Genomic DNA, 13,084 nt, shown 5'->3' with positions numbered 1-13,084 from the left:
TTGGCGGAGCAGCCTCCGGTAGGTTAAGATTATCGTCTCATGCGGCGACGTCAATCTGCTGATCGAGTGGCTTCGTAGGCAGCGTTTGCCAGCCGTTGATCTTTCGCATCGAGATCTGGCCGGACGCCATCAAGGCCCAGAACAACATTGCCGCGGTTTCGGCCGAAGGCAGAACGGTCTGGGTCTTGATGCGCCGCTTGAACTCCTCATGCAGACGCTCAATCGCGTTTGTAACCGGTATAAGATTCTGCGGTTTTCGCGATCGCGGCGTATGGTGCGACCATCCGGGACAGAGGCACCGGGAGCACGAAGGTGCGGGCAGGCCGATCCAGTACGTTGAGCTGCGAGCTCGTGTTAGTAGATGGCCGCCTCTGCGACTCGCCCGGTTGCGCTGAGAGCGCGAATCCGTAGTTGTCGTGTCGCCCGCGGCTCCCCACTAACTGATCGAGAGGAGACAAGGGAATGCGACGTGTAATCGGAATCGACACGCACCGCACCTTTGGGGAGGTGGTGATCTGGGAAGATGGTCGACTGCGGCATGTGGGCCGGGTCGACATGACGCGAACCGCGCTGGAAGGCTTCGGCAAAACCCTTCTGGCCGACGACGAGGTGGTCATCGAAGCCACTGGCAACTGCATGGCGGTCTCTCGGGTGCTGTCGCCATGCGTGAAGCGGGTGGTGATCGCCAACCCGCTGCAGGTGAAGGCGATCGCGCACGCCCATGTGAAGACCGACAAGATCGACGCCGGCACGCTGGCCAGCTTGTACGCAGCCGGCTACCTGCCGGAGATCTGGACACCGGATGCCGCCACCGAGCGGATGCGCAGACTGGTCGCGCGGCGCTACCAGGTCGTGCGGCATCGGACCCGGATCAAGAACGAGGTACATTCGATCCTCTACGCTCATCTGATTCCACGGTGTCCCCATGCGGACCTGTTCGGGCGGCTCGGTCGTGCCTGGCTCATCGGACAGCCGGTGCCGGATGACGAGCGCGCCGCAATCGAGCGCCATATCCGGGAACTGGATCGGCTGGGTGACGATCTCCGCGTGCTTGACCGGGAGATTGCCGAGCGCGCGCTCGACGATGCGGCGATCAAACGGCTGCTCACAATCACTGGCGTCAATCTGGCGGTGGCGGCCGGGTTGATGGCGGCGATCGGCGACATCGGCCGTTTTTCCAGCCCGCAAAAGCTGGTGAGCTATTTCGGCCTGAACCCACGAGTGCGCCAGTCGGGGCTCGGCGCTGCCCATCACGGACGGATCAGCAAGGTCGGACGCAGCCATGCCCGCGCGATGCTGGTGGAAGCCGCCTGGGCGGCCGCCAAGACCCCGGGGCCGCTCCATGCGTTCTTTGTCCGCATCCGGGCCCGGCGCGGCCATCAGGTTGCCGCCGTCGCCGTGGCGCACAAGCTGACTGTGCTCGTCTGGCATATGTTGACGAAAGAGGCGGACTACCTCTGGGCGAGACCCAGTCTCGTTGCACACAAGATGCGCAGCATGGAGTTGCAGGCCGGCAAGCCGCAGAAGAAGGGCAACAGCCGCGGACCGACCTATGCCTACAATGTCAAGGATCTGCGGAACCAGGAGATGCGCATCGCCGAGCAGGCCCAGAAAGGATACGAACACTTCGTTGAGGCTTGGCGCCCGCGCCTGCCAAAGGAAAAGGCGCGCGGGCGCCTCAGTCCGGCAAGGCTCGAATAAGGCGGCCCGGCGGCGCTTTCAGCCGATGCACCACGCTTCGCCACGAGGTCGCCCGCGCACGACGACAATAGCGGACTGCGTCGGGTATTTCCAGTTGCGCCTTGCAACCCGATCCGATCGGGCCGCCGTGCTCGGGTCGGTCAAGGCCCAAGCCTTGCGGTGGCCGCGTAAAAACGCGGCCAGCCTTGACTGCCCCCTGCGCGCGGCGGCTGTGAATGGGGCGGTCGTGACGGAAGAACACCAGCGACGCGGTCGAACCAAAGAACATACTCGGGGAGGTTTTAGGGCTCGTCACAACATAGCGCTTGTCGATCTCATCCGTTGTTCTGGCGCTTTTCCATTGGCTCGGCGGTAGGCGGGTGAAGGGGACGAGACGCTCGCCGGCTTCCTCCAGGCTATCGGCCACGGCGCGGCACTTGAGCCGCCATTTGCGGATAAAGGCCTTGCGGCGGGTTTCGATCTCCTCCGGCGTGGCCGCGTAGATCACGTCGGTGTAATCGGCGCTGATCTCCTCGTGCAGGCGTTCGGGAGCGTGGGCAAGCAGATTCCTGTGCCTGTGAACCGTGCATCTTTGCACCGGCACCCCGTCCCACAGCGCGGCGATCGCTCTGTCCAGGCCGGGCACGCCATCGACGATGAGAAACTCAGGTCGGCGCAGGCCGCGCCCGACGAGATCGTCGAGGATGGCCCGCCAGGCCTCGGTCGTCTCGCCGCCCATATTCTTGACCGCGAGCAGGATCTTCTGGCCGTCCTCGCGCACGCCGATGACCACGAGCAGCGAGATCGCGGTCGCCTTGCGGTCGAGCCTGACACGAACCACCGTCCCGTCGAGGATCAGGCGCACGATCGGCTCGTCGGCCAGCGAGCGCATTCCAGGCGTCCCAGTCAGTCTTCACCTTGCGCAAGATGCGACTGACGACGTCCTTTGCCGATCGCGCCGCCGAGCGCACGCCGCACCCGCCTGGTGTTGGTGCCGGCCAGATAAACGGAGGCGATCAGCGCGTCGGCGGCCATCGTGCGCCGCTGATAGGCGCGCAAGCCCTTGCTCTTCCATTCCGCCGTCTTGTCCTCGTCGACATCGAGGCGCATCCGCGGTCCTTGTCATGGCGCGGTCTCCTGTCCGGCGCTCCAACGCCGGATGATTCGAGCTTTGACACCCCGGAGACCACGCCAACTCCCAATTCCAACCACTTCCCGGACGGCACCTTCGAAGGACCGGCATCATTCTGATTGTCCTGACGTTTCAGACGTTGCCGGTCGCGGCAGCGATAGCTAAGTATTTGGCCGTTTTTACAACTCTATAATTCCTAAGTTTAAAGCCTTTACAGCAGCGACCCTTCTATTAGCAGACTCCAATTTTCGCATTACACTTTTTATATGGAAATTGACAGTGTTTAAGGATATTCCTAGTATTCTGCCTATTTCCCAAGACGATTTCCCTCGCGCCACCCATAGAATGCATTCATTCTCTCTTACAGTAAGCTGAGGCGCCTCCTTGCGATCATTCGGATTCGTGTATTTCGCGACCTTAAGATGGAATTGTAACGCGGCAAGCTGCAAATAAGTTATTGTTCTATTTTGGAGTTCGCAGGCCCAGGGTTGAGCAAAGCTCATCATCGCGAAGGTGGCATGGGGGCCGTGCAATGGAACGCTAATGCCTGACCTCAAGCCGAACGTCGCAGCCTCATCGAAAACGCGCCGCTCGTTTTCAGTCGTGCTTGCGTCGTTATACACCTCGCTCCATCGAATGGCGCCTGCCCGCTTTCGACACGTCTTTAAAATGGGGGCTATCCTGTCATAACCCATTTCAAAATGGCGCTTCTGCCATTCATCAGCATAGTTCAGCATGACCGCCGCATCGCGTCGGACAAGCATTAAACGTTTTTGGTCGGGTGTAAGAGTGTCATAGGCGATCCACGGAAAATCAAGATTCAAGGCAAAAGCAGATAGTAGTTCAAACAATTGCTCGGATTGAATAACACCATCAGTCTGTTCGAGAAAGCGACCAAACTCGACCGCAAGCGCTCCTGTATGGGCCTTCGGGAAATGCAGCGACGGGACCAAAGAAAACTGGTCGGACACTCTGGTTGCCAGCCCTAGAAAATGGGAGGCCGCACTCATCTGCGGGCGTTCCATAGTCTCTTCTCAGCAGCGTTTTGGGGGCAGGATGTTCACTCCAGCTGGTACGGCGGTCAGCAATCCGCGCCTTTCGATCTCATCCTTCCGGCAAATCGTCCAACCAGCCCGCGCCCTCAAGATGAGGTCGGGAAAAGATCTTTCCGATCTTTTCGGGAGTTTTGTTTTGATGGTATCGCATATACACTCGGCCGTCGGCCCCAAGGTCGAGGATTTCGATCTTTCCCGTGTAATGGGACATGATGTATTTGAATGTTTTTTGGATGCCGCTGAGACGTTGGTTGATGCCGCGCGCAATCTCTATTCCGCGGCGCAGCGAAACCTGGAAATGCGATGCGCCTTTCACTGGCCTGCTCTGGAAGAGGTAATAAGGGCGAACCCCTATTTGATGACATTTGGCGAAGGTCGCCGCCAAGATCCTAGAGTCATCGTTGACCTTCGCGAGGAGCACGGCCTGGTTGAGGAACTGCACGCCCTGAGCGCGCAAGGAGCCAATGTTGCGTTCTGCGGCTGGTGAGATTTCACCGATGTGATCGAAATGTGTGACGATGACTGCGGTCTTACCTGCTTCATGGATTCGTTGGAATAAAGCCGGCAGAGTGGGATCTTCGAATCGCTTGGGCTCGTAGGCGACTGCTTTTGTGCCGAATCGAATTGAATCCAAATGCGGGATCGGCAGCAGATGATCAAGAATTTTGTGAAGCTTGGCCGTGCTGAGCACGAAGGGATCGCCCCCCGAAAGCAACACATTGGTCATCTCGGGGTGATCTCTAATATATTGTGCAATCTGAGAGAAATCTGTTGCGATTTCATCGGAATTCTGGCCGACAATGCGTTTCCGAAAGCAATAACGGCAATATGAAGCGCAACGGTCCGTCACCAGCAACAATCCCGTCTGGGCATACTTATGTTGAAGTCCGGGTGCAACCGTGTTGTCGTGCTCGCCGCTCGTATCCAGATTGCCAGGACTCTCAAACTCTTTCAATGATGGTTCGACGATGTGTTTAAGCTGATCATAATAGTCACCGTCTGTGATTTGTTCACGGTAGAATTTTGTCACACGATAACGCGTGATACTGTGGGCTTGTAGCTCACCCTTGGTTACCTCGCGCGTCCCTTCGATGAAATTCATGGCAGCGGTACGGTACGGCGAGTCCCAGTTAGTGGGGTATGTAGGCGCCGGCGCCGAGGTCGTCCGCGCATCCCTCTTACGATCGATCATACTCCGGTCCTCGCAATAAACCACAATTGCCTGCCGAGTCTGTTTCGCCTGCGCCCCAAGGTCCTGGCAGGGCTCCGCCCCAAGCACAACGGTGTGTAGCATCTCATGGCGCGCCACCAATCGTCCAAGGCCCACTGCGGCCCCTCGTCCAGCTTCCCGCAAAGCCGAAGCCCGCAGTTGCAAGGGAGAGGTCTCGCTGCCGCCGACAGACAAGAAAGGAACCAAGCCGCTGCTGGGTGAACGACAGCGGCGCCAGCGCCGAACACGGAAAACCTTCGATTGGCGGGACAGCACTCAACAGTCCAGTAGAATATCGCATGAAGTTGCATCGGTTGAGCAAATTTCACATGGACCTCATCTGTCGGAGACCGCCAGATCGCAAACTTCGTAATGGTTCTCCACCGTGTCCCATGCAATCAGCGGGCCAAAGAGGTTGTGCGATTGAGGGGCAAAACCACGTGTATCGGGCCGCAACGCGGAATGCTTGTGCGACAGTGTGTCAGGTTCCGAACATGGACGTCTCCAACCGGACGCAGGTGGACACACAACGGTATGGGAGCATGGGAAAAATGGTGGCCTCAGGCGGCCAGCTTGGGTGCATTTCCGGTCTCTGCTGTTTCTCGCGCCAGCGCTTGATTGATGTGTTCCCAGCTCAGGGGTGGTACGTGCCTGATAGGGAATCGGGAAGCAAATCTGAACTCAACTCAGTCGGGGATAGCCAACTGCAGGCAGATAAATGCGTTCACAAGGGCCTCAATGGCCGCGACACCATCGCCGAGAACGGCGGCCAGGATCGCCACCATCTGGCGGTCCCCATCATCGGCGGCCTTCAACCTGCGCCGCACCCGCTCCATGGCCGATGGCAGAGCCCAGTCCTGGAAAGGCGCGCCGTTGACAATGCGATCGGCATAAGCCTGGATCTCGACCGGACGCCGACGGCGGTCGACAGCACCGAGTATTTGTTGTTGTCGAAGCGCACGGTGCAGGTCTTCGACACTGAGGAGGGCACCGTGTGGAACCCGTCGAAGGGACCGCGGTGGTCGACCAGCTTGCCGCGCTCGTCCTCGAACATCTCCCAGATCGTGCGCTCCGGTTGATCGACGTGACGATGCGCCTTGGCCCAGGCGACGCACTAGTCGAGGAGCCAGGCGTTCAGCTCCTCATAGCTCTTGAAGCGCAGGCGCCGTGTGAAGAAGCGCTCGCGCACCAGCCCGACGTGGCTCTCGACCCGCCCCTCCCTCGGGCGCACCGTCCGCACCATAGCTAGCGATCCCGCTCCTCCGGCCGAGTGTGATCCCGCCCAAGCGGCACGAAGAGATCGCCGTTCGACTCTCTTTCGGGGAGGCCGCCTCGAGGAAAGAACAGCGACCGTCCGGACGGGCCGTTTCGCCACTTTGAACCGTCGGATTCGCCTTTGAATTCATCCATGTCGGCGGCCGAACCCTCGCTTCTTCGAGCGCCTTAACACAGGAAATCGTCTCCTTCGGAAGCGGTTTACTCTTCTGCAAATGCTCTTGGTAGCGCTCGGGGCCGGCATTGTAGGCGGCGAACAGGCCGGGGAATCCGAAGCGATCATATATGGTGCGCAGATAGCCAGTTCCGGCGAGAATGTTGTCGCGCGGTTCGTGCGGATTGGCGCCCAGACCGTGCTCGACACGCATCTCCCGCCAGGTGCCGGGCATCATTTGCATGAGGCCCATTGCGTAGTTCACGTTCGCAACGGCAGCGAAGTCTTCGTCTTCGTCATAGGAGAGCTGGACGTTGATCTTGGTCTTTTCCGAAACAGTGAAGGTGCCACCGCCCCAGACGGCCCAATCGCCACCCCAGTTGCCGTAGAAGTTCGGATTGTCTAGCCTTCGACCGCACGTAGATATGGCTCGCGGGATCTTCACCGACGAGGATCACAGCTAGATGCGGGGTTACAGCCGTCTCCGCCATGAAAACCCGTGTTCGGCTGCTGACCGCATCGAGGATTTCCCGGCTGATTGCCCCCCTGCCCGGAAGTGGTTTTCATCACGGTGTGTCAGTCAACGTGAGAACACGATCGTCTTGTTTCCGTTGAGCATGATCCGCCGCTCCAAATGTAGCTTGACGGCCCGCGCAAGAACCCGACTTTCGATGTCGCGGCCCATCGCGACCAAATCCTCCGGGCTCATCGCATGCGTTACGCGCTCAGTCTCCTGATCTATGATGGGACCCTCGTCGAGGTCAGGCGTTACGTAATGCGCGGTTGCGCCGATGAGCTTCACTCCGCGCTCGTATGCCTGATGATAGGGCTTTGCGCCCTTGAAGGAGGGCAGGAAGGAATGATGGATGTTGATCATCTTGCCGAACAGGCGAGTTGACAAGTCGTCGGACAGGACTTGCATGTACCGGGCCAGGATCACGAGGTCCGCCCCGGTCTCGCGTACGAGATCCAACAGCTTTTGTTCCTGCTCGGTCTTGTTATCTTTACATACGGGCCAGTAGTGATAGGCGACCTTTTCCCCCTCGGCGATTCCACGGCAGTCTTCGTGATTGGAGACAATCGCGACCACGTCCGCGTTCAGCCAACCGGCCTTGATCTGGTAAAGCAGATGAAGCATCCCATGGTCGAACTTTGACACCATGATGATAATCTTCGGCCTACGTCGCGCATCGACGGCGTGAACACACAAACCAAAGCGGTCGCTTGCTGGCTCGAGCGCACGTTCGATTGACGCGGTCGAAAGCGACCCGTGTCCTTGAACCGCCAGACGCATGAAGAAGCGATTGCTGAGGCGGTCCCAGAACTGGCTACTTTCGGCAATGTTGGCGCCGAGCGCAGCCAGTCCGGTTGCGACGGCCGCGACGATGCCGGGGCGGTCATCGCAGGTTAGAGTTAGAATCTGGAGTTGAGACATTGTAACGGGGTCAAATTGATCTGGAGGGCAGGACAACGAAAAGGTCGGCGCTTCCTCGTCCTTGTTGATGGCGACAATAACCTTCGAGTCCTTCATTCCGGCGAGGTGCTGGATAGCGCCGGAGATACGGACGGCGATGTAGAGATCGCGTGCCACCACCTCACCGGTCTGGCCGACCTGGCAATCGTTCGGCGCGTAGCCGGCATCGACGGCGGCGCGAGAGGCGCCGACGGCGGCGCCGAGCCTGTCTGCGATCGGAAGGATGACCTCCTGGAACTTCTCGGAGGAGCCCAATGCGCGGCCGCCCGAAATGATGATCTTGGCCAAGGTCAAGTCCGGCCGGTCTGTATCCGAGAGCTTGTTTTCGATGAGACCCGGGTCGGCTGCCGCCGAGATATTCTCGACGGCAGCCGCATTGCCTTGGGAGGCGCTTGAAAAGGAAGCGGTGCGCACCGTGATGACCTTCTTGGCATTGCTCGCCTGCACGGTCTGGATAGCGTTGCCGGCGTAGATCGACCCCTTGAACGTGTCGGGAGGCAAAGGTGCCTTGCGCCCAGCCGAGAAGGGCGGCCAGCATCTGCGCGGTCTGATTGCTATCGTCGTCGATCGCCTGCTTGCCAAGGATGACGAGGCCGGGCTTCTCCGCGTCCACCACGCCCTTCAGCACCTTGGCGACCCCCAGCGGCTCGGTCTTCTCATCAGTGTTTACCAGCATGGCGCGGTCGGCACCCATGGCGAGCGCGGTGCGCAACGTTTCCTGCGCCTGCCGCGGGCCCGATTGATACGAATGATCTCTTCGGCCTTGCCGGCTTCCCTCAGCCGGATCGCCCCTTCCACTGCGATCTCGTCGAACGGGTTCATCGCTATCTTGACGTTGGCGAGTTCAACCGCCGAACCGTCCGCCTTAACCCGGACCTTGACGTTCGCATCCACAACCCGCTTCACCGGGACAAGGATCTTCATGGTATTCTGCTCCATGCCGTAAGTCGTCACGATGCCGCCGCGTCCGCGCGACCATGCCGTAATAGATCGAATTGGGGGCCAAGAGCAGGTCCGGTGACAGGTGCAACCCGGATCCGAACAGTCGCCTGGCGGCCATATGCGTCTTTGCGTCATTGATCGTGTCGATGGCCACGGCCTCGCCGCCGCGGAAATACCAAAACGCCTTGCCGCCCACGCGTTCCGTCTCCACCGCGATAACCCATCAACATCTCTACGCGCCTTACCGGGTGCGCGGTGCGCCAAAAACCTCGAGTGCCTGCTGTGCGGACACGAGTGGCCGGGGAATTTGACTTATTGGCGGTATTCACCGCCTCCGTCAGGGTCATATAGTGCCCTCCGCCTTCAGCGCGCGATAGGTCGTATCCACTGATTTTGCAGTCGCGTCGACTATGACGTCGATCTCCTTGCGGGTGATGATCAGCGGCGGCGCATAGCCGAGGGTATCGCTATGCGGCATGGCCCGCGCGATGACGCCGTTTTCAAGCAGAGTTGCGGCGGCGCGAACGCCGACCTGAAGTTCGGGCTTGAATGGTACCCGTTCTTTTGGATTCTGCATTAGCTCCACGGCGGAAAGAATGCCGACGCCGCGAACTTCTCCGACCATGGGATGGCCCCCCAGTTCGGCTTTCATGCGAGTATGCCAGTAGGGCCCGACGTCCTGGACATGTTCCAAGATGTTTCTTTCCCTAAGCAATTGGATATTCGCGAGTGCGGCCGCAGCGCAAAGGGTGTGACCAGAATATGTCCAGCCATGGCCGAGAGGGCCATGCTTTTCCGTTCCTTCTTCCAATACCGACCAGACTCGGTCACCAATTATTGACCCCGAGATAGGGAGGTAGGCGGAGCTCAAACCCTTGGCGATGGTGACGAAGTCCGGACGCATACCATAGAGGTGGGACCCGAATTTCGCGCCGGTTCGCGCGAAGCCGCAAACGACTTCATCTGCGATTAGCAGGATATCGTACTTGTCGAGCACCCCTTGGATGGCCGTCCAGTATCCCTCTGGGGGCGGAACGATGCCACCGGTCCCAAGTACCGGCTCTCCGATAAAGGCTGCAACCGTCTCCGGGCCTTCAGCGAGGACAAGAGCTTCAAGCTCGTCGGCGCAACGCCGGGAGAAGGCTTTCTCACTTTCGCCGTCATGCGCCTGGCGATAGTGGTGCGGCGCCGTTGTATGGCGCACCAAGTCCAGAGGTAGGTCGAAAAAGTCGTGAAAGAAGGGAAGGCCCGTCAGGCTTCCTGTGACCAGCCCGGATCCGTGATAGCCGCGATGTCGCGAAATAATCTTCTTCTTTTCAGGGCGGCCGAGAATGTTGTTGTAGTACCAGACCAGCTTGATGTTGGTTTCGTTTGCGTCAGAGCCTGAAAGGCCGAAATAGACCTTTCGCATCTCCTGCCCGAAATATTCGACTACTGCCTCCGCCAAGAGGACGACTGGCTCCGTGCCCTGGCTGGCATAGACATGCGCGAAAGGTAACTCGTGCGCTTGCCGGGCAATGGCATCGGCAATCTCCGTGCATCCATATCCCATATTGACGCAGTAGAGCCCGCCGAAACCATCGAGGCTCTTTCGGCCATCCGTATCCCAGATGTAGACGCCTTCTGCACCGGCCATGATCCGGTTCGGCGTCTCACCGCGACTGTGCTTGGCTAAGTGCGTGGACGGATGAAAAACGAAGCTTCGATCCTTCTCGCGGAGTTGCTCGGTTCCTAGATTGATCAGGCTCATCGTCTTCTCCTTGCGATCGTTCGGCGGAGAACACCCGGTTAACCGCTTCTTTAGAAACAATCATATCGGCAAACACACCTCGCGTTTCGCGGGAATGCGCGTCCGTAGCCGACGAATTCACGGAATTGGCCTTAGTTGGCGTCGAAACAACGCCTCCCGAAGTCACCGATCCCTAGGCGGCCAAGGGGATCGCGGAATTGGATTTCACGGGTTTCGTCACAATAAGGCTGTAGTACTGATCGATTCCCAAGCCTGCCTGCAGCAGTCCCTCCATGAGATCCTGATACGCAGCCATAGAAGGAGCTGCGACGCGCATCAGGTAGTCGATCCGTCCCCCAATAGCCCAGCAGTCCAGGATTTCCGGGATCTCTTGAATCGCGGTCTCGAAATGTCGTTGGTCCTCGAGACGATGGCGGTTCAGCACCACTTCCACCATCACGAAGATCACGCCCCCAGTGAGAGTCGGACTCAGCCGCGCGTAATATCCTTCAATGATCCCTGCAGCTTCGAGTATACGGAGCCGCTCCGAACAAGCCGAAGCCGAAAGATAAACGCGTCTCGCAAGCTCGCTTTTCGAAATCCGACCGTCTGCCTGGACCTCCGAAAGAATCCGGATGTCCCAGGCGTCTAGGCGCACAGTGTTGGGTTTCGACTTCATGACTTTTTACTCTAACCCGCTGTCGGCGTGGAATTGATGCCCAACCAATCTATTGTTGAATTCAATTCCGTCAAACCGGTAGGCGGGGAGCGATTTTTCTGTAGTATGTTGGCTTCCGGTGATCGGGGCAAAAGACGATCCGCTGGAACTTGTGCAGCGCTTCGACGGGCTTCGACAGGCCGGCCCGATTGCATAGCGGCAAAGATTTACAGGCCGATGCTGCGCGCGATGCTGTCGGCCGCCATGCGCATACGCCACTCAACAGGTCCGGAATTGTGAATGGAGTTTCCCTCAACATCTACAGCCATGATGACCGGCATGTCCTGCACCTCGAATTCATGGATGGCTTCCATGCCCAGGTCCTCGAAGGCAACGGGCCGCGCCGACTTGATCGATTTTGAAATCAAGTAGGCAGCGCCACCCACTGCGATGAGATAGGGGGTCCTGTGTCTGACAATCGACTCGATGGCCGCCGGACCCCTCTCCGCCTTACCCACCATGGCGAAAAGCCCGGTTTCGGCAAGCATCTTATCGGTAAAGCCGTCCATACGGCTGGAGGTTGTTGGGCCAGCCGGCCCGACTACCTCATCCCTGACCGCGCGGACTGGTCCGACATAGTAGATCACGCGTCCCCGCAGATCGACCGGAAGCGGCTTGCCGGCATCGATCAATTCGACCATTCGCTTGTGGGCGGCGTCACGACCCGTCAGCATCTTTCCGGACAAGAGGAGGGTCTCCCCGCAGCGCCACGATGCCGTCTCTTCCTTCGTAAGCGCATCTAGGTTAACACGCCGGACGCTGGCTGGCTTCAATTCCTCGATCCCAATCTCTGGCCATTCGCGCAAATCGGGCGGCTCAAGCCTGATAGGTCCAGAGCCGTCCAAGTTAAACTTCAGGTGCCGGTTGGCGGCGCATTGCGGAATTAGCGCCGCGGGCTTGGACGCCGCATGGGTAGGGTAGGTCGCAACCTTGACGTCAACGACTGTCGTCAGACCACCAAGGCCCTGGGCGCCGATGCCCAGCGCGTTAATTCGTTCATACAGCTCAATCCGCAGTGCCTCCTCCGCGCTTGACGGCCCTCTGGCGATCAGTTCCGACATGTCAATGGGCTCGTTCATGGCCTCCTTGGCCAGCAGCATCGCCTTTTCAGCACTACCACCGATGCCAACCGAGATCAGGCCGGGCGGGCACCATCCGCTGCCAAGGGTCGAAACGGTGTCGACCACCCAGTCGGCAACGGACGCGCTGGGGTTCAGGGTGGTGAAACGCGCCTTGTTTTCCGACCCTCCCCCTTTTGCGGCAATGATGATCTCAATCCGATTGCCGGGCACAAGGTCGATGTGGATAACCGCCGGCGTGTTGTCACGGGTGTTGACCCGTCCGGCGAGCGGATCCGCCACGATCGATGCCCGAAGGGGATTGTCCGGGTCGAGATATGCCCGACGGACGCCCTCATTCACGAGGTCTGCGAAACTGGCCGTTGATTTGATGCGGACGCCCATGCCGACCTTTGCAAAGACAACCACGAAACCGGTGTCCTGGCAGATCGGACGCCGTCCGAAGGCCGCCATGCGGGAGTTCAGCAGAATCTGCCCGATGGCGTTTTTAGCCGCCGGGCTGTGTTCGCGCACGTATGCCTGCGAAAGGTACCGGATGTAATCAGGGGGATGGTAGTACGAGATGTACTGAAGGGCGTCGGCGACGCTCTTTGTTATATCCTCGCCGGCAATGGTCCGCGTTTTTTTATCCATGAA

The 13,084-nt window shown here is 59.1% G+C and carries 8 protein-coding genes and 7 pseudogenes; 1 reads left to right on the top strand and 14 read right to left on the bottom strand.

All coding sequences use genetic code 11. The features are described 5' to 3' along the window. Positions 1-37 precede the first annotated feature (37 nt). Positions 38-232, bottom strand: a pseudogene (locus ABVK50_RS05325) (IS256 family transposase); the annotation flags it as partial. Positions 233-480: 248 nt separating this feature from the next. Between ABVK50_RS05325 and ABVK50_RS05320 the strand changes: the two are divergent. Continuing rightward, positions 481-1,701: an IS110 family transposase gene (locus ABVK50_RS05320; RefSeq protein WP_353646012.1), complete on the top strand. Its 1,221-nt coding sequence runs from the start codon at positions 481-483 to the stop codon at positions 1,699-1,701. A gap of 304 nt (positions 1,702-2,005) precedes the next feature. Here the strand turns inward: ABVK50_RS05320 and ABVK50_RS05315 are convergent. The 13 genes and pseudogenes from ABVK50_RS05315 to ABVK50_RS05255 form a co-directional block, all read right to left on the bottom strand. After that, positions 2,006-2,802: pseudogene (locus ABVK50_RS05315) on the bottom strand (transposase); the annotation flags it as partial. A 189-nt stretch (positions 2,803-2,991) separates the two neighbouring features. Beyond that, positions 2,992-3,837: a LuxR family transcriptional regulator gene (locus ABVK50_RS05310; protein ID WP_353642550.1), complete on the bottom strand. Its 846-nt coding sequence runs from the start codon at positions 3,835-3,837 to the stop codon at positions 2,992-2,994. A 79-nt stretch (positions 3,838-3,916) separates the two neighbouring features. Continuing rightward, positions 3,917-4,969, bottom strand: coding sequence for a KamA family radical SAM protein (locus tag ABVK50_RS05305; RefSeq protein ID WP_353646013.1), 1,053 nt, complete (start codon positions 4,967-4,969; stop codon positions 3,917-3,919). A gap of 839 nt (positions 4,970-5,808) precedes the next feature. Further along, positions 5,809-6,296 (bottom strand): annotated as a pseudogene (locus ABVK50_RS05300) (IS21 family transposase); the annotation flags it as partial. A 26-nt stretch (positions 6,297-6,322) separates the two neighbouring features. Further along, positions 6,323-6,771, bottom strand: a pseudogene (locus tag ABVK50_RS05295) (lytic transglycosylase domain-containing protein). Positions 6,772-6,816: 45 nt separating this feature from the next. After that, positions 6,817-6,951: pseudogene (locus tag ABVK50_RS05290) on the bottom strand (porin); the annotation flags it as partial. 135 nt (positions 6,952-7,086) lie between these two features. After that, entirely contained in the window at positions 7,087-7,941 is an 855-nt protein-coding gene (purU, locus tag ABVK50_RS05285) for a formyltetrahydrofolate deformylase (protein WP_353646014.1), read from the bottom strand. A gap of 150 nt (positions 7,942-8,091) precedes the next feature. Continuing rightward, positions 8,092-8,394: pseudogene (locus tag ABVK50_RS05280) on the bottom strand (FAD-binding protein); the annotation flags it as partial. A 76-nt stretch (positions 8,395-8,470) separates the two neighbouring features. After that, positions 8,471-8,904: pseudogene (locus ABVK50_RS05275) on the bottom strand (electron transfer flavoprotein subunit beta/FixA family protein); the annotation flags it as partial. Further along, the gene (locus ABVK50_RS05270) at positions 8,846-9,076 is read right to left on the bottom strand and encodes a hypothetical protein (RefSeq protein ID WP_353647043.1); all 231 of its coding nucleotides are present in this window, start codon (positions 9,074-9,076) and stop codon (positions 8,846-8,848) included. The gene ABVK50_RS05270 and the pseudogene ABVK50_RS05275, both read right to left, overlap by 59 nt. A 189-nt stretch (positions 9,077-9,265) precedes the next feature. Further along, positions 9,266-10,672: an aminotransferase gene (locus ABVK50_RS05265; RefSeq protein WP_353642552.1), complete on the bottom strand. Its 1,407-nt coding sequence runs from the start codon at positions 10,670-10,672 to the stop codon at positions 9,266-9,268. 172 nt (positions 10,673-10,844) lie between these two features. Beyond that, the gene (locus tag ABVK50_RS05260) at positions 10,845-11,330 is read right to left on the bottom strand and encodes an Lrp/AsnC family transcriptional regulator (RefSeq protein WP_353642553.1); all 486 of its coding nucleotides are present in this window, start codon (positions 11,328-11,330) and stop codon (positions 10,845-10,847) included. 206 nt (positions 11,331-11,536) lie between these two features. Next, positions 11,537-13,081, bottom strand: coding sequence for a fumarate hydratase (locus ABVK50_RS05255; RefSeq protein ID WP_353642554.1), 1,545 nt, complete (start codon positions 13,079-13,081; stop codon positions 11,537-11,539). Positions 13,082-13,084 lie beyond the last annotated feature (3 nt).

It is taken from the genome of Mesorhizobium sp. WSM2240 (assembly GCF_040438645.1).
Lineage (GTDB): Bacteria > Pseudomonadota > Alphaproteobacteria > Rhizobiales > Rhizobiaceae > Allomesorhizobium.
Note: the sequence above shows the minus strand (reverse complement) of the source record. Positions and strands in the feature narration are given on the sequence as shown.